Origin of the sequence: Actinokineospora sp. PR83, from assembly GCF_021056305.1 — a bacterium.
GTDB classification, from domain to species: Bacteria; Actinomycetota; Actinomycetes; order Mycobacteriales; family Pseudonocardiaceae; genus Actinokineospora; species Actinokineospora spheciospongiae.
Genome location: NZ_JAJCXD010000012.1, coordinates 1 through 23,162 on the forward strand (window position 1 = coordinate 1; position 23,162 = coordinate 23,162).

A 23,162-nucleotide genomic window follows, 5' to 3' on the forward strand; every position below is an offset into this window, starting at 1 on the left:
CGGGCTGCGCGCCCGCGACGAGGTCCCGGCCGTGCTGCGCGGCCTGATCCGGCCCCGGGCCCGCCGCGGCACCGCGACCGCCGCCGCGGCGGTCGGCCTCGCGCGGCGGCTGGCCGGGATGGGCACCGCCGAGCGCGCCGACGTGGTGCTGGAGCTGGTGCTCAGCCGGGTCGCCGCGGTGCTCGGCCACGCGGGCACCGAGCGCGTCGACCCGCAGCGGGCGTTCTCCGACCTGGGCTTCGACTCGCTGACCGCCGTCGAGCTGCGCAACCAGCTCGCCTCCGCCACCGGTCTGCGCACCTCGCCGACGCTGGTCTTCGACCACCCCACCCCCACGGCGCTGGCCGCGCACGTCCTGGCGGAGCTGCTCGGCTCCGACGGCGTCGACGCGGAACCGGTCACCACCGCGGCGAGCGCGGCCGACGACCCGATCGTGATCGTCGGCATGGCCTGCCGCTACCCCGGCGGGGTCACCTCCCCGGAGGACCTGTGGCGGCTGGTCACCGAGGGGGCCGACGCCATCTCCGGTTTCCCGACCAACCGCGGCTGGGACCTGGGCGCCCTGTTCGACCCGGACCCCGACCACGTCGGCACGTCCTACGTCCGCTCCGGCGGCTTCCTGCACGACGCGGGCGAGTTCGACCCGGAGTTCTTCGGGATGAGCCCGCGCGAGGCGCTGGCCACCGACGCCCAGCAGCGCCTGCTGCTGGAAGCTTCGTGGGAGGCCGTCGAACGCGCGGGCATCCCCCCGGTGTCCCTGCGCGGCAGCCGCACCGGCGTGTTCGCCGGGGTCATGTACAGCGACTACGCCAACGCCCTCGGCGGCGGCGAGTTCGAGGGCCACCAGGGCACCGGCACCTCGGCGAGCGTGGTGTCCGGGCGGGTGTCCTACACCCTGGGCCTGGAGGGCCCCGCGGTCACGGTGGACACGGCCTGCTCCTCCTCGCTGGTGGCGATGCACCTCGCCGCGCAGGCCCTGCGCGGCGGGGAGTGCTCGCTGGCGCTGGCCGGTGGCGTCACCGTCATGTCGACCCCGGCGCCGTTCCTGGAGTTCTCCCGGCAGCGCGGCCTGGCCGCCGACGGCCGGTGCAAGGCGTTCTCCGACGCCGCCGACGGCGTGGCGTGGGGCGAGGGCGTCGGCGTGCTGGTGCTGGAGCGGTTGTCCGACGCGCGCCGCAACGGGCACCCGGTGCTCGCGGTGGTCCGGGGTTCCGCGGTGAACCAGGACGGTGCGTCCAACGGGTTGACCGCGCCGAACGGCCCCGCGCAGCAGCGGGTCGTCCGCGCCGCGCTGGCGGGCGCCCGCCTCTCCGCCGCCGACGTGGACGCCGTGGAGGGCCACGGCACCGGCACCTCGCTGGGTGACCCGATCGAGGCGCAGGCGCTGCTGGCGACCTACGGCCGCGACCGCGACCCCGAGCGGCCGCTGCTGCTGGGCTCGGTGAAGTCCAACATCGGTCACACCCAGGCCGCCGCGGGGGTGGCCGGGGTGATCAAGATGGTGCTGGCCATGCGGCACGGTGTGCTGCCGCGCACCCTGCACGTGGACGCGCCGTCGACGAACGTCGACTGGACCGCGGGGGAGGTGCGGCTGCTCACCGAGCAGACCCCGTGGCCGGAGACCGGTCGCCCGCGCCGGGCCGCGGTGTCGTCGTTCGGCTTCAGCGGCACCAACGCGCACACGATCCTGGAGGCCGCGCCACCCGTCGCCGACGCCGCGCCCGCGCCGCGGGTGGTGCCCGGCGTGGTGCCGGTGCTGGTGTCCGGCCGCGGCCGGGACGCGCTGCGGGCGCAGGCCGAGCGGCTGCTCGGGCAGCTCGACGCGGCCACCCCGCTCGACCTGGCGCACTCGCTGGCGACCACCCGCTCCCGGTTCGGGCAGCGGGCGGCCGTGCTCGCCCCCGACACCGACACGCTGCGCCGCGCGCTCGCCGCGCTGGCCGCCGACCGGCCGGACGCGGCCCTGGTCGAGGGCGAGGTGGTGCCCGGGCGGGTCGCGGTCGTCTTCTCCGGCCAGGGCTCGCAGCGCCTGGGCATGGGCCGCGAGCTGCACGCCCGGTTCCCGGTGTTCGCCGCCGCCTTCGACGAGGTCTTGGCGGAGCTGGACCCGGGGGTGCGCGACGTCGTCTGGGGCGCCGACGCCGAGGAGCTGAACCGGACGGGGTGGGCGCAGCCCGCGCTGTTCGCGCTGGAGGTGGCGCTCTACCGGCTCGTGGAGTCCTGGGGTGTGGTGCCGGACTACGTGGCGGGCCACTCCATCGGCGAGGTCACCGCGGCCCACGTGGCCGGGGTGCTGTCGCTGGCGGACGCGGCGGTGCTGGTCTCCGCGCGGGCGCGGCTGATGCAGGCACTGCCCGAGGGCGGCGCCATGACGGCGGTGGAGGCCACCGAGGACGAGGTGGCCACCGAGCTGGTGGACGGCGTGTCCATCGCGGCCGTCAACGGCCCCGCCGCCGTGGTCATCGCCGGTGCGGCCGAGGCCGTGGAGCAGGTCGTCGAGGTGTTCCGCGCCCGCGGCAACCGCACCAAGGCGCTGCGCGTGTCGCACGCGTTCCACTCGCCGCTGGTGGAGCCCGTGCTGGACGGGTTCCGGGCGGCGCTGGCTGGGCTGTCGTTCGCCCCGGCGCGCATCCCCGTGGTGTCCAACGTGTCCGGTGAACTGGCGGGCGCGGAGCTGTCCACCGCCGAGTACTGGGTGCGGCACGTGCGGGAGGCGGTGCGGTTCGCCGACGGCGCGCGCACGCTCGCCGAGCGCGGGGTGTGCACGGTGGTCGAGCTGGGCCCCGACGGCGTGCTGTCGGCCATGGTGGAGGACTCCGTCGGCGAGGGCGCGATCGCGGTCGTGCCCGCGCTGCGCCCGGACCGCGGCGAGGAACAGGCCGCCGTCACGGCACTGGCCCGCCTGGACACCCTGGGCGTGCCCGTCGACTGGACCGCGTTCTTCGCGGGCACCGGCGCCCGCCGGGTCGACCTGCCGACCTACGCCTTCGCGCGCGAGTCCTACTGGCCGCAGGCCCGCAAGGCGCCCGCCGCCGACCCGGCCGCCGAGCGGCTCTGGGCGGCTCTCGACGGCGACGCCACCGGGCTGGCCGACCTGCTGGGCCTCGGTGCCGAGCAGCGCACGTCGCTGGCCGAGCTGTTGCCCGCGCTGTCCACGTGGCGGCGGGAGCAGGGCGAGCGCTCCACCCTGGACACCTGGCGCTACCGCGTCGACTGGACCGCCCTGCCCGAGCGGGCCGCCGCGCTGACCGGGACCTGGCTGCTCGTCGCCGCCGCACCGGACGCCGACACCGGCATCGCGGGTGAGGTCGCCGCCGCCCTGCGCGCCCACGGCGCCGAGGTCCGCACCCTGGTGGTGGCCGACACCGACCGCGGCGCGCTGGCCGCCCGCCTCACCGAGGCGGCCGCGGCCGACGGGTTCACGGGTGTGGTGTCGGTGTTGCCGCACGCGGAAAACCCGCTGGGGTTCCCGCTCGGCCTCGCGCTGACCGTCACCCTGGTGCAGGCGCTCGGCGACGCCGGACTCGCCGCTCCACTGTGGACTGTTACCCGGGGTGCGGTGGGCACCGGGCCGGATGACCCGGTGCGCAGTCCCGCGCAGGCCGCCACCTGGGGCCTCGGCCGCATCGTGGCCCTGGAGCACCCCGACCGCTGGGGCGGCCTGGTCGACCTGCCCGAGGTGCTCGACGAGCGCGCCGCCCGCCACCTGGCCGCCACCCTGGCCGACCCCGGTGGCGAGGACCAGGTCGCCGTCCGCGCGGCGGGCAGGCGCGGACGCCGCCTGGTCCGGTACCTGCCCGGCCTGCTCGCTGGCGGGTTCACCGCGCGCGGCACCGTGCTGGTCACCGGCGGTACCGGTGGCCTCGGCGGCGAGGTGGCGCGCTGGCTTGCCCGCGCCGGGGCGCGGCACCTGGTGCTGACCAGCCGCCGCGGCCCGGCCGCGCCGGGGGCCGCCGAGCTGCGCGCCGAGCTGGAGGAGCTGGGCGCCACGGTCGAGATCACCGCCTGCGACGTGGCCGACCGCGCCGCGCTCGCCGCCGTGCTGGCCGCCGTCCCCGCCGAGCACCCGCTGACCGGGGTCGTGCACACCGCGGGCACCAGCGACGTCAAGCCGCTGGCCGAGACCGGGCTGGACGAGTTCGGGGCCGTGCTGTCGGCCAAGGTGGCCGGGGCGCTCAACCTCGACGCCCTGCTCGGGGACACCGACCTGGACCTGTTCGTGCTGTTCGGCTCCATCGCGGGCACCCTCGGTGGCGGTGGCCAGACCTCCTACGGGGCCGCCAACGCCTACCTCGACGCGCTCGCCGAGCACCGGGCCGCCCGCGGCCTGACCGCGACCTCGGTCGCCTGGGGCCCGTGGGCGGGCGCGGGCATGGCCGCCGACGAGGTGATGTCGGAGACGTTCCGGCGCAGCGGCCTGCGGTTCCTGCCCGCCGCGCCCGCGCTCACCGAACTGGGCGACGCCGTGGTCCGCGGCGACGCCACCGTCACGGTGGTGGACCTGGACTGGGCCCACTACGCGCCGGTGTTCACCGCCGTCCGCCCGAGCCCGCTGCTGTCCGCCCTGCCCGAGGTCGCCGCGCAGGCCGATCCCGGGGCGACCCCGGCGGGCGGCGAGTTCGCCGCGCGCCTGGCCGCGCTGCCCGCCGACGAGCGGGCGCACCTGCTGGTCGACCTGGTCCGCACCGAGGCGGCGGCCGTGCTGGGCCACGACTCCGCCGAGGGCGTGCCGGAGCGGCGCGCGTTCCGCGACGGCGGCTTCGACTCGCTCACCGCCGTGGAGCTGCGCAAGCGGCTCAACCGCGCCACCGGCCTGTCGCTGCCCAGCACCATCGTGTTCGACTACCCGAACCCCCTGGTGCTCGCCGACTTCCTCGCCGGGGAACTGCTGGGCGCGGCGGGTGCCCCCGGCGCGGTGACCGCCGCGGCGGCCGCGGCCGACGAGCCCATCGCCATCGTCGGCATGGCCTGCCGGTTCCCCGACGGGGCGGGCACGCCCGAGCGGTTCTGGGACCTCGTGGCGAACGGGGTCGACGCCAGCACCGAGTGGCCGCTGGACCGGGGCTGGGACGCGGCGGCGCTGTTCGACCCCGACCCCGACAAGCCCAACACCACCTACACCACGCGCGGCTCCTTCGTGCACGACGCCGGGGACTTCGACCCCGGGTTCTTCGACATCTCCCCGCGCGAGGCGCTGGCCATGGACCCGCAGCAGCGGCTGCTGCTGGAGACCACGTGGGAGGCGGTCGAGCGCGCGGGCATCGACCCCGCCACCCTGCGCGGCAGCGCGACCGGCACCTTCGTGGGCTCCAGCTTCCAGGACTACGCCGCCGCCCGGGTCGACGACCTCGAACCGCACGTCGTCACCGGTTCCATCCCCAGCGTGCTGTCCGGGCGCCTGGCCTACGTGCTCGGCCTGGAGGGCCCCGCCGTCACCGTCGACACCGCGTGCTCCTCCTCCCTGGTGGCGATCCACCTGGCCTGCCAGTCGCTGCGCACCGGTGAGACCGCCCTCGCCCTGGCGGGCGGCGCCACCGTGATGCCCAACCCGTCCGGGTTCACCGCGTTCAGCCGCCAGCGGGCGCTGGCCGGTGACGGCCGGTCCAAGGCGTTCGCCGAGGACGCCGACGGCATGGGCCTCGGCGAGGGCGTCGGCGTGGTGCTGCTGGAGAAGCTGTCCGACGCGGTGGCCAACGGCCACCGGGTGCTGGCGGTGATCCGGGGTTCCGCGGTGAACCAGGACGGCGCGTCCAACGGGTTGACCGCGCCCAACGGCCCCTCGCAGCAGCGCGTCATCCGGCAGGCGCTGGCCAACGCGCGCCTGGAGCCGTCCGACGTGGACGTGGTCGAGGCGCACGGCACCGGCACCGCGCTGGGCGACCCGATCGAGGCGCAGGCGTTGCAGGCCACCTACGGCCGCGACCGCGACCCCGAGCGCCCGCTGCTGCTGGGTTCGGTCAAGTCCAACATCGGTCACACCCAGTCGGCCGCGGGCGTGGCGAGCGTGATCAAGATGGTGCTGGCGCTGAACCACGGCGTGCTGCCGCGCACCCTGCACGCGCAGACCCCGTCCTCGCACATCGACTGGAGCGACGGCACCGTCGCCCTGCTCACCGAGGCCCGGCCGTGGGCGGCGGGGGAGCGGGTCCGCCGCGCCGGGGTGTCCTCCTTCGGCATCAGCGGCACCAACGCCCACGTGCTCGTGGAAGAGGCGCCCCCCGCGCCCGCCCCCGCGAGGCGGGAACCCGCGCCGGCCCCGGCGGCCCTGCCGCTGGTGCTCTCGGCCCGGTCCGCGAGCGCCCTGCGCGAGCAGGCCGCGCGCCTGGCGACCGTGGCCGCGGACCCGGTCGACCTCGGCCACTCGCTCATCACCTCCCGCTCCCTGTTCGAGCACCGGGCGGTCGCTGTCGGCGCCGACGCGGCGGCGCTCACCGGGGCGCTCGGGGCGTTCGGGCGCGGCGAGGCCGCCCCGACCGTGGTTGAGGGCGTCGCCGACGTCGAGGGCCGCACCGTGTTCGTCTTCCCCGGCCAGGGCGCGCAGTGGGTCGGGATGGGCGCGCGGCTGCTGGAGGAGTCGCCCGTGTTCGCCGCGAGGGTCGCCGAGTGCGCGGCGGCCCTCGCGGAGTTCACCGACTGGTCGCTGCTCGACGTGCTGCGGCAGGTCGACGGGGCCCCGGCGCTGGACCGGGTCGACGTGGTGCAACCGGCGTCCTTCGCCGTGATGGTGTCCCTGGCGGCGCTGTGGCGCTCCCGGGGCGTGCACCCGGACGCCGTGGTCGGCCACTCCCAGGGCGAGATCGCCGCGGCCGTGGTGGCGGGCGCGCTGTCGCTGGCCGACGGCGCGCGCGTCGTGGCCCTGCGCAGCGCCGCCATCGCCAGGCGGCTGGCGGGGCGCGGCGGCATGATGTCGGTGCCGCTGCCGGTGGAGCGCGTCGAGCCGCTGCTGCCCGCGGACGGGTCGGTGCAGCTCGCGGCGGTCAACGGGCCGGGCTCGGTCGTCGTGGCCGGTGCGCCCGCCGCGCTGGACGCGCTGTTCGACACCCTGACCGCCGACGGCGTGCGGGTGCGGCGCATCGCCGTGGACTACGCCTCGCACACCGCGCAGGTGGAGGACCTGCGCGACGAACTGCTGGAGGTCCTCGCACCCCTCACCCCGCGCGCCGCCGAGGTGCCGTTCCACTCCACGGTCACCGGCGAGTGGCTCGACACCACCGGCATGGACGCGGGCTACTGGTACCGCAACCTGCGCCACACGGTCGGCTTCGGGCCCGCCATCGCCGCGCTGCTGGAATCGGGTCACCGGGTGTTCATCGAGGCCAGCCCGCACCCGGTACTCGGCGTGGGCATCACCGAGTCGGTGGACGCGGCGGGCGTGCGGGCCGTGGTCACCGGCACGCTGCGCCGCGACCAGGGCGGCCTGGACCGCTTCCTGCTGTCGCTGGCCGGGGCGTTCGTGCGCGGGGTCCGCGTCGACTGGACCGGGCAGTACCCGGGCGGTCGCCGCGTCGACCTGCCCACCTACGCCTTCCAGCACGAGCGGCTGTGGGTCCCGGTCGAGCCGCCCGCGGTCGCCACCGGCGGCACCGACCCCGTGGAGGCCGGGTTCTGGTCCGCCGTGGAGCAGGGCGACCTGGCCGGGCTCACCGCCGACCTGGCGGTGGACGAGCAGTCGCTGGCCGCGGTGCTGCCCGCGCTGTCGGCCTGGCGCGGGCGCCGCCGCGAGGAGTCCACAGTGGATTCGTGGCGCTACCGGGTGTCGTGGACCCCGGTCGCCACCGGTCGACCCGCCCTCGCGGGCCGCTGGCTCGTCGTCACCGCCGAGGGCGTCGCCGACGAGGACGTGGTCGCCGCGCTCGCCGACCACGGCGCCGAGCCGGAGCGCCTGGTGCTCGACGCCGGGTGCGCGGACCGGACCGCGCTCGCCGAGCGGCTGGCCGGGTTCGCCGACGTCGCGGGTGTGGTGTCGCTCGCGGCCGGGTCGCGCCGCCCGCTGGCCGGGTTCTCCGCGCTGGACGAGGGCACCGCCCTGACCGTCGCCCTGGTGCAGGCGCTGGGCGACACCGGAGTGGAGGCACCGCTGTGGGTGCTCACCCGCGGCGCCGTGTCCACCGGGCGCGGCGACGAGGTGGCGCACCCGGAACAGGCGCAGGCACTGGGCATCGGCTGGACGGCCGCGCTGGAGCACCCCCGCCGGGTCGGCGGCACCGTCGACCTGCCCGCCGAACTCGACGCCCGGGGCCGGACCAGGCTCGCCGCGGTGCTGTCCGGCGCCACCGGTGAGGACCAGCTCGCGGTGCGCCCGGCGGGCACCCTGGCCAGGCGCGTCGTGCGGGCACCCAGGACCGGGGACGGCCCCGGCTGGACCGCCCGCGGCACGGTGCTCGTCACCGGCGGCACCGGCACGCTGGCCCCGCACCTGGCCCGCTGGCTGGCCGCCAAGGGTGCCGAACGCATCGTGCTGACCAGCCGCCGCGGCCCGGACGCCCCGGGCGCGGCCGACCTGGTCGCCGAACTGACCGGGCTCGGCACCACCGCCGAGGTCGTGGCCTGCGACGTCACCGACCGCGCGGCCGTGGCCGCCCTGCTGCAGCGGCTGCGCGCCGACGGCCCGCCGCTGCGCTCGGTGGTGCACACCGCGGCCGTGATCGAGCTGCACACCCTGCACGACACCACCCCGGCTGACTTCGAGCGCGTGCTCGACGCCAAGGTCACCGGCGCCCGCGTCCTGGACGAGCTGCTGGCCGACGACGAGCTGGACAGCTTCGTGCTGTATTCGTCCACCGCGGGCATGTGGGGCACCGGGGTGCACGCGGCCTACGTGGCGGGCAACGCCCACCTGCACGCGCTGGCCGCCGCCCGCCGGGCCAGGGGCCTGCCCGCGCTCGCGCTGTCCTGGGGCATCTGGGCCGACGACCGCGAGCTGGGCCGGGTCGACCCTGGTCAGATCCGGCGCAGCGGCCTGGTGTTCATGGAGCCGGGTCCGGCGCTGACCGCGCTGGGCCACGCCCTTGCGGGCACCGAGCCCGCACTGGCCATCGCCGACATCGACTGGGACCGCTACCACTCGGTGTTCACCTCGGGCCGCCCGAGCACGCTGTTCGACGAGATCCCCGAGGTGAAGGCGCTCACCGCGGTCGCGGAGCAGCCCGCGACCGGCGGTGCCGGGGGCGAGTTCGCCGCCTCGCTGCGCGCACTGCCCCCCGGCGAGCAGCGGCGGGTGCTGCTCGACCTGGTGCGCGGCCGGGCCGCCACCGTGCTCGGCCACACCTCGGGCGAGGCGGTCGGCGAGCAGCGGGCGTTCCGCGACGCCGGGTTCGACTCGGTGACCGCGATCGACCTGCGCAACCGCATCGCCGAGGCCACCGGTCTGACGCTGCCCAGCACCCTGGTGTTCGACCACCCGAACCCGTTCGCGCTGGCGGAGTTCCTGCTCGCCGAGATCGCGGGCGAGGCACCCGGGCGGACCGGGCGGGTCGAGGTGGGCGCCGCACCGGACGAGCCCATCGCCATCATCGGCATGGGCTGCCGCTACCCGGGCGGCGCGAACTCGCCGGAGGCCCTCTGGGACCTGGTGACCGGCGGGGTGGACGCGATCAGCGGGTTCCCGGCCGACCGCGGCTGGAACGCCGAGGACCTGTACGACCCGGACCCCGACCGCGCGGGCCGGACCTACTCGGTGCAGGGCGGCTTCCTGCACGACGTGGCCGACTTCGACGCGGGCTTCTTCGGCATCTCCCCGCGCGAGGCGCTGGCCATGGACCCGCAGCAGCGCCTGCTGCTGGAGACCTCCTGGGAGGCGTTCGAGCGGGCGGGCCTGGACCCGCACGGGCTGCGCGGCAGCCGCACCGGCACGTTCATCGGGGCCAGCTACCAGGACTACACGGCCTCGGTGTCGCGCACGGCGGAGAGCGCCGAGGGCCACATGATCACCGGCTCGCTGGGCAGCATCCTGTCCGGCCGCGTGGCCTACCTGCTCGGCCTGGAGGGCCCCGCGGTCACCCTGGACACGGCCTGCTCCTCCTCGCTGGTCGCCCTGCACCTGGCCGCGCAGTCCCTGCGCACCGGGGAGAGCGAACTGGCGCTGGCGGGCGGGGTGAGCATCATGTCCAGCCCGGGTGCCTTCGTCGGGTTCTCCCGACAGCGCGCGCTCGCGGTGGACGGGCGCTGCAAGGCCTACTCCGACGCCGCCGACGGCATGACCCTGGCCGAGGGCGTGGGCGTGGTGCTGCTGGAGAAGCTGTCGGACGCGGTGGCCAACGGGCACCGGGTGCTGGCCGTGCTGCGGGGTTCCGCGGTGAACCAGGACGGCGCGTCCAACGGGCTCACCGCACCGAACGGCCCGGCGCAGCAGCGCGTCGTCCGCGCCGCGCTGGCCAACGCGCGCCTGCAACCGTCCGATGTGGACGCCATCGAGGGGCACGGCACCGGGACCTCGCTGGGTGACCCGATCGAGGCGCAGGCGCTGTTCGCCACCTACGGCCGCGACCGCGACCCCGAGCGACCGCTGCTGCTGGGCTCGGTGAAGTCCAACATCGGCCACACCCAGATGGCCTCCGGCGTCGCCAGCGTGATCAAGCTGGTGCAGGCGCTGCGCCACGGCGTGCTGCCGCGCACCCTGCACGCGGAGGTCCCCTCCAGCCACGTCGACTGGTCCAGCGGCGCCATCAGCCTGCTGACCGAGCCCGCGCCGTGGCCGGAGACCGGCCACCCGCGCCGGGCCGCGGTGTCGTCGTTCGGCCTCAGCGGCACCAACGTGCACGCCATCCTGGAGCAGGCGCCGGAGCAGGAGGTGCCGGTCGTCCCCCGGGTCGAGCGCACCGTGCCGGTGCTGGTGTCCGGGCGCGGCGACGACGCCCTGCGCGCCCAGGCCGGGCGCCTGCTGGACCTGCTGCGCACCGCACCGGACACGCACCCGGCCGACCTGGCCCTCTCCCTGGCCACCAGCCGCTCCGCGCTGGAGCGCAGGGCCGCGGTGATCGCCGAGGACACCGACGCGCTGGTGCGCGGGCTGACCGCCGTGCGCGACGGGGCGCCGGGCGCGGGTGTGCTGCGCGGCTCGGTGCGGCGGGGTGGTCTGGCGGTGCTGTTCACCGGGCAGGGCGCGCAGCGCGCGGGCATGGGCCGCGAGCTGTACGACCGGTTCCCGGTGTTCGCCGACGCCCTCGACGAGGTCCTGCTGCACCTGGACGCAGAGCTGGACCGGCCGCTGCGGGAGGTGATGTGGGCCGACGACCCGACAGAGCTGGACCGCACCGGCAACACCCAGCCCGCGCTGTTCGCCGTCGAGGTGGCGCTGTACCGGCTGGTGGAGTCCTGGGGCGTGCGACCCGACCACCTGGCGGGCCACTCGGTCGGCGAGCTGGCCGCCGCGCACGTCTCCGGCGTGCTGTCGCTGGCGGACGCGGCCACCCTGGTCGCCGCGCGGGGCAGGCTGATGCAGGCGCTGCCCGAGGGCGGCGCGATGGTGTCCGTCCGCGCCGGTGAGGCCGTGGTCGCGGCGAAGCTGGCGGGCCTGGACGACCGGGTGTCCATCGCCGCGGTCAACGGCCCCGAGTCCGTGGTGATCTCCGGTGACGAGGACGCCGTGCTCGCGCTGGCCGAGGACTTCGCGGCCGACGGGCACCGCACCCGGCGACTGCGGGTGAGCCACGCCTTCCACTCGCCGCGGGTGGACGCCGTGCTGGACGACTTCCGCCGGGTCGCCACGACCCTGGACTACCAGCCGCCGCGCATCCCGATCGTGTCCAACGTGACCGGCGAGCCGGTCACCGCCGAGCAGGTCTGCGACCCCGAGTACTGGGTTCGGCACGTGCGGGCCGCCGTGCGCTTCGCCGACGGCGTCTCCTGGCTGGCCGGGAACGGCGTGCGCACCTTCCTGGAACTGGGGCCCGACGCCGTGCTGACCGGCATGGCGCGGGAGAGCCTGCCCGAGGGTGACGCGGTCATGGTGGCCTCGCTGCGCCGGGACCGGGACGAGGCGACCGCCATCGCCACCACCCTCGCCGACCTGCACGTGCACGGCGTGGACGTGGACTGGTCCGCGTTCTTCGCCGGGACCGGCGCCGGGCGCGTCGACCTGCCCACCTACGCCTTCCAGCGCGAGCGGTTCTGGCCCGAGCCCGCCGCCGAGCCGGTGCCGAGCCCGGGGGGCGCCGTCGACGCCGGGTTCTGGGCTGCGGTCGCCGACTCCGACCTGGACTCGCTCGCCGCCGACCTCGACGTGCCCACCGAAACCCTGTCGGCCGTGGTGCCCGCCCTGTCGACCTGGCGGCGGCGCCGCGACCGGGAGGCCACCGCGGACGCCCTGCGGTACCGGGTGTCCTGGGCCCCGGTCTCCGCGGGCTCGACCGTGCTCGGCGGCACCTGGCTGGTGTTGGTGCCGACGACCGGGGACGACCCCGAGTGGTCCGCCGCGGTGCTGGGCGGCCTGGACGCGGCGGGTGCGCACACGGTCCGGGTGGACGTGGCCGAATCCGATCGCGCAGGCTTGGCCGAAATCCTGCGCACCCGAGCGGCAGACGGTTACGCGGGTGTGGTGTCCCTGCTGGCCACGGCGCACCGGGGGGAGGCCGAGGTGCCCGCCGGGCTTGCGCTGACCGCGGCGACCGTCCAGGCCCTCGGCGACGCCGGGCTGACCGCACCGCTGTGGTGCCTGACCAGGGGCGCGGTCACCGTGGACGGCTCCGACCCCGCGCCGGACCCCGACCAGGCCGCGGTGTGGGGCCTGGGCCGGGTCGCCGCACTGGAACAGCCCACCACCTGGGGCGGGCTGGTCGACCTGCCCGCACGGCTCGAACCCGGCACCGCGCGGCGACTCGGCGGGGTGCTGGCGGGCAACGGCGAAGACCAGGTCGCGGTCCGCCCGGCGGGCGCGTTCGCCCGCAGGCTCACCCACGCCGCCCCCGGCGGCACCACCCAGTCGTCCACCGCGCGGTCGTACACCCCGTCCGGCACCGTGCTCATCACCGGCGGCACCGGGGGCATCGGCGGGCACGTCGCCCGCTGGCTGGCCGGGGCGGGTGCCGAACACCTGGTGCTGACCAGCAGGCGCGGCCCGGGCGCCCCGGGTGCGCCCGCACTCACCGCGGAACTGGAGGCGCTCGGGGCCAGGGTCACCGTCGTCGCCTGCGACGCCGGGGACCGCGACGCCCTCGCCGCGCTGCTCGCCGACACGCCGCCGACCGCGGTCTTCCACACCGCGGGCGTGCTGGCCGACGGCGTGCTGGAGTCCCTCACGCCGGAGTCGTTCGCCACCGCCCTGCACGCCAAGGCGACCGCGGCGCGCAACCTCGACGAGCTGACCGCGGGGCTGGACCTCGACGCGTTCGTGCTGTTCTCCTCCACCACCGGCACGATCGGCGCACCGGGGCAGGCGAACTACGCCGCCGCGAACGCGTGGCTCGACGCCTTCGCCGAGCGGCGGCGGGCCGGGGGCCGGGTCGCCACGTCGATCGCGTGGGGCCCGTGGGCCGAGGCGGGCATGGTCGCCGACGGCGAGCTGGCCGCCCGGATGCGGCGCGGCGGCTTCGAGCCGATGGGCGTGCCGACCGGGATCGCCGCGCTGCACCGGGCCGTCGAGCTCGGCGACGCGGCGGTGGTGGTCGCCGACGTCGACTGGGCGGCCTTCGTGCCCGCGTTCGCGCAACTGCGACCGACGAGGCTGGTCGCCGACCTGCCGGAGGTGCGCGCGCTGCGCACCGCCGCGGTGGCGGAGCGGCCGTCGGAGTCGGGCCTGCGCGCGGAGCTGCTGGCCCGCCCCGATGGCGAACGCCGCCGGGTGCTGCTGGACCTGGTGCGGGCGCAGATCGCCGCCGTGCTCGGGCACGCCGACGCCACCGGGGTCGACGCCGACCGCGCCTTCCGCGACCTGGGCTTCGACTCGGTGACGACGCTGGAGCTGCGCAACGGCTTGGCCGCCGCGACCGGCACCGCCCTGCCCGCCTCGCTGATCTACGACTACCCGACCCCGGTCGAGCTGGCGGACTTCCTGCTCGGCGAGGTCGTCGGTGCGGCGGCCCCGGCGGCCGGGGTACCGGTGGCGGCGACCCGGCCGGTGGCCGACGACCCGATCGCCATCGTGGGCATGGCCTGCCGCTTCCCCGGCGGGGTGTCCTCGCCCGAGCAGCTCTGGGACCTGGTGGCCGCCGGGGGCGACGGCATCGGCGCGTTCCCCACCGACCGCGGCTGGGACCTGTCCGCCCTCGCGGCGGGCGCCTCGGCCTCGATGGAGGGCGGCTTCCTCGACGGCGCCGCGGACTTCGACGCCGCCCTGTTCGGCATCAGCCCGCGCGAGGCGCTGGCCATGGACCCGCAGCAGCGGCTGCTGCTGGAGACCGCGTGGGAGGCCGTGGAGCGGGCGGGCATCGACCCGACCGGCCTGCGCGGCTCGCCGACCGGGGTGTTCGTGGGCACCAACGGGCAGGACTACCTGTCCGTGCTGCGCACGGCGGCCGAGGACGTGCGCGGCCACGCGGCCACCGGGGTCACCGCCAGCGTGCTGTCCGGGCGGGTGTCCTACGCCCTGGGCCTGGAGGGGCCCGCGGTCACGGTGGACACGGCCTGCTCGTCGGCGCTGGTGGCGCTGCACTGGGGCGCCGGGTCGCTGCGGTCGGGGGAATCCTCGCTGGTGCTGGCGGGCGGTGTTTCCGTGATGTCCACACCGGACTCCATCGTGGAGTTCACCACCCAGGGCGGGCTGTCCCCGGACGGCCGGTGCAAGGCGTTCTCCGACGCCGCCGACGGCACCGCCTGGGCCGAGGGCGTGGGCGTGCTGGTGCTGGAGCGGCTGTCCGACGCCAGGGCCAACGGGCACCGGGTGTGGGGCCTGGTGCGCGGCACGGCGATCAACTCCGACGGCGCGTCCAACGGCCTGACCGCGCCGAACGGCCCGTCGCAGCAACGCGTCATCCGGGCCGCCCTCGCCGACGCCGGTCTGTCCACAGCGGACGTCGACGCCGTCGAGGCGCACGGTACCGGCACCCCGCTGGGCGACCCGATCGAGGCGCAGGCCCTGCTGGCGACCTACGGGCGCGACCGGGAGACCCCGCTGCTGCTGGGCTCGGTCAAGTCCAACATCGGCCACACGCAGGCCGCCGCGGGCGTCGCGGGCGTGATCAAGGTGGTCATGGCGATGCGGCACGGCACCGTGCCGCCGACCCTGCACGCGGACACCCCCTCCGCGCACGTCGACTGGTCCGCGGGCACCATCGCGCTGGCCACCGACGCGGTCGCGTGGCCGGAGACCGGCCGCCCGCGCCGCGCGGGCGTGTCGGCCTTCGGGGTCAGCGGCACGAACGCGCACGTGGTGATCGAACAGGCACCCGCCGAGCCGACCACCGCTGCCGCCGCCGAACCGCGGGTGCGCCCGCAGGTCGTGCCGTGGCCGGTGTCCGGGCGCACCCGCGAGGCACTGGACGCCCAGCGCGAGCGGCTCGGCCGGTTCGCCGCCGAGCACGGGCCCGCGCCGGTGGACGTGGGCTGGTCGCTGGTCGCCACCCGGGCCGACCTGCCGCACCGGGCGGTGCTGCTGAGCACCCCGGACGGCGTCGTCGAATCGGTGTCCGGGACGGCGCGCGGCGGCGGTGCCGCGGCCGTGCTGTTCTCCGGGCAGGGTGCGCAGCGGCTGGGCATGGGCCGCGAGCTGTACACCCGGTTCCCGGCGTTCGCCGCCGCCTTCGACGCGGTGGTGGCCGCGCTGGAGGTCGACGTCCGCGACGTGGTGTGGGGCGCCGACGCGGACGCCCTGGACGACACCGGCTGGGCGCAGCCCGCGCTGTTCGCGCTGGAGGTGGCGCTGTACCGGCTGGTGGAGTCGTGGGGGGTGCGGCCGGACTTCGTGGCCGGGCACTCGATCGGCGAGGTCGCGGCGGCGCACGTCGCCGGGGTCCTGTCGCTGCCCGACGCGGCGGCGCTGGTCTCGGCGCGGGCCCGGCTGATGGCCGAGCTGCCCACCGGTGGTGCCATGACGGCCATCGAGGCGAGCGAGGACGAGGTCCGCGCCGAACTGGTCGACGGCGTGGTCGTCGCGGTGGTCAACGGCCCGCGGGCGGTGGTCGTGGCCGGTGCGCGGGACGCGGTCGCCGCGGTGGCCGCGCGGTTCCCGAGGTCCCGGGCGCTGCGGGTCTCGCACGCGTTCCACTCACCGCTGATGGACCCGATGCTGGCGGAGTTCCGCGCGGTGGCCGAGGGCCTGACCTACGGCACCGCCGCCATCCCGGTGGTGTCCACCCTGTCCGGGGCCCTCGCGGGCGCCGAACTCGCCACCCCGGAGTACTGGGTCCGCCAGGTCCGCGAGGCGGTGCGCTTCGGCGACGGGGTGGCCGCGCTGCTCGACGCGGGCGTGACGACCCTGCTCGAACTCGGCCCGGACGGCGTGCTGGCCGCGCTGGCCGCCGAGACCGCGCAGGCGCGCGACGCCGACGTCACCGCCGTGGCCGCCCTGCGCCGCGACCGGGGCGAGGAACGCGCGGTCGTCACCGCGCTGTCGCGCCTGCACACCCGGGGCGTGGAGGTGGACTGGGCGGCGTTCTTCGCGGGCACCGGTGCCCGCGTGGTGGAACTGCCCACCTACCCGTTCCAGCGCGAGCGCTTCTGGCCGACCACGGCTCCCACCACCGCGGGCGACCCCGTGGACGGCGAGTTCTGGGCGGCGGTCGAGCGGACCGACGTGGACTCCCTGGCGACCACGCTGGACTTCGACGGCACCGAACTGTCGACAGTGGTCCCCGCGCTCGCCCGGTGGCGGCAGCGCCGCCGCGACCGCGCGGCGGCGGACGGCCTGCGCTACCGCACCACGTGGCGCCCGGTCCACCAGGAGCCCGCCGACGGCCGCTGGCTGGCGCTGGTGCCCGACGACTGGGAGGCCGACCTGACCGTCTCCTCCGTGCTCGCCGTGCTGGACGCGGTCCCCGTGGTCCCCGGCGCGGCCCTGCCCGACACCGGGGGCGCCGCCGGGATCGTGTCCCTGCTCGCCGCCACCGACGGCGACGAGGTGCCCGGCGCCGCGTGGCCGGAGGCGCTGCTGGCCGCGGTCGACGGCGCCGACCTGCCGGTGTGGCTGGTGACGCGCGGCGCGGTCGCGGCCGTCGACGGCGAGGAACCCGTACCCGCCCGCGCCGCCCTCTGGGGCGCGGGCCGGGTCGCGGCCCTCGACCACCCGCAGCGCTGGGGTGGCCTGCTCGACTTGGCCGGTCCGGTGAGCGCGGGTGCGGCCGCGCAGCTCAAGGCCGCGCTCGGCGGGGCTGAGGACCAGGTGGCCGTGCGCGACCACGGCGTGCTGGCCCGCCGCCTGGTCCGCGCCACCGATCTCGCCGCCCCGTGGAACCCCACGGGCACGGTCCTCGTCTCCGACGCCGACACCCCCGAGGGTGCCCTGGTCGCGCGGTGGCTGGCCGACCGGGGCGTGCCCGGCCTGCTGCTGCTCGGGGCCGACCTCAGCGACCTCGGCGTGCCGGTCGTCGCGTCCGGGTTGGACCCGGCGGATGCCGGGGACCGGGCCGCGCTGGCCGCGTTGCTCACCAAGCACCAGGTCTCGGCCGTGTTCGCCGTCGGCGACCCGGCCGCCGACGCCTTGGCCGAGCTGCTGCACGACGCCCCGCTGGACGCGTTCGTGCTGTTCGGGTCGATCGCGGGCACCTGGGGCGTGCGCGGGCAGGCCGACCGGGCCGCCGCCGACGCTCGGCACGAGGCCGTCACCGCCGCGCGGCGGGCCAGGGGCCTGACCGGGACCACCGTGTCCTGGGGCGCGTGGACGGGCAGCGAGGGCAACGAGATGGACCGCCACCTGCTGCTCAACGGCCTGCCGAGCATGGACCCGGGTCGGGCGCTGGCCGCGCTGGACGGCGTCCTCGGCGGCACCGCAGACGTGACGGTCGCCGACGTGGCCTGGGAGACCTTCGCCCCCGCCTTCCAGCGCACCCGGGCCAGCACGCTGTTCGCCGAACTGCCCGAGGCCGCTGCCGCCCCCGCCGCGTCCGCACCCACCGGGCTGCGCGCGCACCTGCTCGACCTGCCCGAGCAGGACCGCGCGGGCGAGCTGCTGGGCCTAGTCCGCGACCGGGTGGCGGCGGTGCTCGGGCACGCGGGCGGCGCCGGGATCGAGCCGGACCTGCCGTTCCGGGACCTCGGCGTGGACTCGCTGACCGCCGTGGACCTGCGCAACCAGCTCACCGACCTGACCGGGCTGCCCCTGCCCGCCACCCTGGTGTTCGACCACCCGACGCCCGCCGCCCTGGCCGCGCACCTGCGCGCGGAACTGCTCGGTGAGCACACCGCGGAGACGGCGCCGGTGGCCGCCGGGGTCACCGACGACGACCCGGTGGTCGTCGTGGGCATGGCCTGCCGCTACCCCGGTGGGGTGGCCTCGCCGCAGGACCTGTGGGACGCGGTCGTGGCGGGCCGCGACGCCATCGGTCCGATGCCCACCGACCGCGGCTGGGACCTGACCGCGCTGCTGGAGCCGGGCGCCGACGGCCGGGCCCGCACGGTGGCCAGGGCGGGCGGGTTCCTGCCCGGCGCGGCCGACTTCGACCCGACGTTCTTCGGCATCTCCCCGCGCGAAGCGGTCGTCATGGACCCGCAGCAGCGGCTGGTGCTGGAGTCGGCGTGGGAGGCGCTGGAACGCGCCGGGGTCGACCCGACCGGGCTGCGCGGCACGGGCACGGGCGCCTACGTCGGCGGCATCAGCGGCGACTACCGGCCGTCGGCCGACGGCCGCGACTGGCAGACCGCCCAGTCGGCCAGCCTGCTCTCCGGCCGCCTGGCCTACACCTTCGGCCTGGAGGGGCCGACGGTCTCGGTGGACACGGCCTGCTCGTCCTCGCTGGTCGCGGTGCACCTGGCCGCGCAGGCGCTGCGGTCCGGCGAGACGGACCTGGCGCTGGCGGGCGGGGTGGCGGTGATGTCCACGCCGGTGAACTTCATCGAGTTCACCGACCTGGGCGCGCTGTCCCCGGACGGCAGGTGCAAGGCGTTCTCCGACGCCGCCGACGGCACCGGCTGGGCCGAGGGCGTGGGGATGCTGGTGCTGGAGCGGCTGTCCGACGCCCGCCGCAACGGCCACGAGGTGCTCGCGGTCCTGCGCGGCTCGGCGATCAACTCCGACGGCGCCTCCAACGGCATGACCGCGCCCAGCGGTCCCGCGCAGCAGCGGGTCATCCGCAGGGCGCTGGCCGACGCCGGGCTCACCCCGGCGGAGGTGGACGCCGTCGAGGCGCACGGCACCGGCACCAGGCTGGGCGACCCGATCGAGGCGCAGGCGCTGCTGGCGACCTACGGCCGCGATCGGGAGGTCCCGCTGCTGCTGGGCTCGGTCAAGTCCAACATCGGCCACACCCAGGCCGCGGCCGGGGTGGCCGGGATGATCAAGATGATCCTGGCCATGCGGCACGGGCTGCTGCCCGCCACCCTGCACGCGGACACCCCGTCCGCGCACGTGGACTGGACCGCCGGGGCGGTGGAACTGCTCACCGAGGCCACCCCGTGGCCCGCGGTGGACCGGCCGCGCCGGGCCGCGGTGTCCGCCTTCGGCGCCAGCGGCACCAACGCGCACGTGATCCTGGAGCAGGCACCGCCGGTCACGGCGGGCTCCACAGTGGACACCACCGTGGTGGACGCCGTCGCGCAGGGCACCGACGCGGTGCGCCCCCGGGGCGTGGTCGCGGTGCCGCTGTCCGCGGTGACCGGTGCCGCGCTGCGCGAGCAGGCCCGGCGCGTGCTCGGCCTGCTCGACGCGGGCGCACCGGCGCTGCCCGACCTCGCGCTGTCCCTCGGCACCACCCGGACCGCGTTCGACCGCCGCGCCGCCGTGCTCGCGGCCGACGTCGACGGGCTGCGGGCGGGGCTCACCGCCCTGGCGGGCGGCACCCGGTCGGCGGCCGTGGTCACCGACGGGGCGGACAGCGGGGCGGTCGCCTTCCTGTTCACCGGCCAGGGCGCGCAGCGCGTCGGCATGGGCCGCCGCCTGCACGAGCTGCACCCGGCGTTCGCGGCGGCCTTCGACGAGGTGGTCGCCGAACTCGACCGGCACCTGGACCGGCCGCTGCGACCGGTCGTCTGGGACGGCGGGGACGGCGCGCTGGACCGCACGGAGTTCACCCAGCCCGCGCTGTTCGCGCTGGAGGTGGCCCTGTACCGGCTGGTCGAGTCGTGGGGGGTGCGGCCGGACTTCCTGGCGGGCCACTCCATCGGCGAGCTGGCCGCCGCCCACGTGGCCGGGGTGTTCTCCCTGGCCGACGCGGCGGCGCTGGTCACCGCCCGCGGGCGGCTCATGCAGGCCCTGCCGGAGGGCGGCGCCATGGTCTCGGTGCAGGCCACCGAAGCCGAGGTGGTCCCGCTGCTGACCGGGGGGCTGTCCATCGCGGCCGTCAACGGCCCCGAGGCCGTGGTCGTCGCCGGTGACGCCGCCGAGGCCGCCGCGGTGGCCGCACACTTCACCGCGCTGGGCCGCAAGACCAAGGCGCTCAACGTCAGCCACGCCTTCCACTCACCGCACATGGACGCGATGCTCGCGGAGTTCGAGCGGGTCGCCCGGCGGGTGACCTACCGGGCCCCGGCGACGCGGCTGGTCTCGACGCTGACCGGTGACGTGGTCGAGGCGGGGCAGGTCACCGACCCGGCGTACTGGGTCCGGCACGTCCGCGACGCCGTCCGGTTCGCCGACGGCGTGCGCACCCTGCTGACCCGCGGCGTGACGACGTTCCTCGAACTGGGCCCGGACGGCGTGCTCACCGCGATGGCGCAGGACACCATCGCGATGCACGGCACCGGACCGGTCGCGGTCACCGCGCTGCGGCGCGACCGGGACGAGGACGCGGCGCTGGGCGCGGCCCTGGGCACCCTGTTCACCCGGGGTGCGCGCGTCGACTGGGCCGCCGTGCACCCCGGTGCCCGCCGGGTCGACCTGCCCACGTACCCGTTCCAGCACGAGCGGTTCTGGCCGGAGTCCGCCGGTGCGACCGCCGCCCCGGCCGGGCAGCGGGAGGACGCGGGCTTCTGGGCGGCCGTGGAGAACACCGACCTCGACGCGCTGGGGTCGCTGCTCGACGTCGACGGCGACGCGCTGGCGGAGGTCGTGCCGAAGCTGCTCGACTGGCGCCGGACCAGGAACGAACAGGCCACTGTGGACAGTTGGCGGCACCGGATCGCGTGGCGCCCGCTCGCGGGCAGGCGCCAGGCCGAACCGGGCGGGACCTGGCTCGTGGTGCTGCCCACCGGGTGGGCGGGCGACGCGTGGGTGGCCGCGGTGACCGGCGCACTCGGCGCGGACGTCGTCCGCGTCGAGGTCGGCGACACCGACCGCGCACGGCTGGCCGAGCGGCTGCGGGCGACCGGCGGGCCGTTCACCGGCGTGCTCTCGCTGCTGGCGCTGGACGAGGCGGTGACCGGCTCGGTGCCCTCCGGTGTGCTGCTGACCACGGCACTGGTGCAGGCGCTCGGCGACGCGGGCATCACCGCGCCGCTGTGGTCCGCCACGCGGGGCGCGGTGTCGGTGGACCCGGGCGAGTCGCCCGCCCACCCCGTGCAGGCGGCGGTGTGGGGGCTCGGGCGGGTCGTGGCCCTGGAACACCCCGACCGCTGGGGCGGTCTGGTGGACCTGCCGCCGTCGCTGGACGGCGACACGGCCGCGCGCCTGCCCGGCGCGCTGACCGGGGCGGGCGGTGAGGACCAGGTCGCGGTGCGGCCGGGGGCGGTGTTCGGCCGCCGCCTGGTGCAGGCCCCGGCGACCGACCCGGACCGGCTGTGGACGCCGACGGGCACGGTGCTGGTGACCGGCGGCACCGGTGCGCTGGCCGCGCACGTCGCCCGGTCCCTCGCCGCGGACGGCGTGCCGCACCTGGTGCTCGCGAGCCGCCGCGGCGAGGCCGCGCCGGGCGCGGCCGAGCTGCGGGCGGAACTGGAGGAGCTGGGCACGGTGGTGACGATCGCCGCGTGCGACGTCGCCGACCGCGCCGACCTCGTGGCGCTGCTCGACGGCATCCCGGCGGAACACCCGCTCAGCGCGGTCGTGCACACCGCGGGCGTGCTCGACGACGGCGTGCTGGACTCGCTGACCCCGGAGCGCTTCCAGGGGGTGTTCCGCGCCAAGGTGGCCTCGGCCCTGCTGCTCGACGACCTGACCCGCGGGCTCGACCTGGGCGCGTTCGTGCTGTTCTCCTCGGCCTCCGGTGCCGTGGGCAACCCGGGGCAGGCCAACTACGCGGCCGCCAACGCGGTGCTCGACGCCGTGGCCGAGCGGCGCCGCGCCCTGGGCCTGCCCGCCACCGCCATCGCCTGGGGCGCCTGGGGCGGCGGCGGGATGGCCGCGGGCGAGCGCGCCGACGACAGCGCGCGGCGCGGCGGCATCACCGCCATGGACCCGGTGCGGGCCGTCGTGGCACTGCGCCAGCTCGTCGCGGAACCCGCGGCCACCGCGCTGGTGGCGCAGGTGTCCGCGGCGGACTTCCTGCGCGGCCCGACCGCGTCCCGGCTGCGGGCGCTGCTTGGCGAGCTGCCCGGTGCCCACGTCGAGGTGCCCGCCGTGCCCGCGGAGGAGGCGCCGCGGCTGCTGTCCCGCTTGGCGGGCCTGGCCCCGGCCCGGCGCCGGGAAGAGGTGCTGGAACTGGTGCGGGACACCGCTGCCGCGGTGCTCGGCCACGCCGACACCGAGCTGCTCGGCCCGGACAAGGCGTTCCGGGACCTCGGGTTCGACTCGCTCAGCGGGGTGGAGCTGCGCAACGGGCTCACCGCCGCGACCGGGTTGAGCCTGCCCTCGACGCTGGTGTTCGACCACCCGACGCCATCGGCGCTGGCCGCCCACCTGCTGGCCGAGCTGGGGCTGAGCGGGGCCGGGGAGAACGGCGCCGCGCAGAACGGGAACGGGCGCAACGGGGTGGGCGGCAACGGCCACCCGACGGCGACCGGCGCGCAGGACAGCGACGAGGCCGCGGTCCGGGCGGTGCTCTCCTCCGTCTCGCTGGGCCAGTTGCGGGAGATCGGCGTCCTGGAGCCGCTGTTGCAGCTCGCCGGGCGCGGCGGTGCACCCGCGGACGGCGCCCGCCCGCACGACGGCGTCGGCGCTGTCGACGCCGTCGATGACATGGACGTGGACGACCTGGTCCAGGCCGCGCTCAACGGCTCGTCCGACCTGACGCTCGACTAGGGAGGAGATTCCCGGTGACCGCACC

At 77.0% G+C, this 23,162-nt stretch carries 1 protein-coding gene; it reads left to right on the forward strand.

The genetic code is table 11. The features are described 5' to 3' along the window. Window positions 1-23,137 (forward strand): type I polyketide synthase (locus tag L6E12_RS04225; protein ID WP_236226548.1); only part of this gene is annotated, 23,137 nt, incomplete at its 5' end. Window positions 23,138-23,162 lie beyond the last annotated feature (25 nt).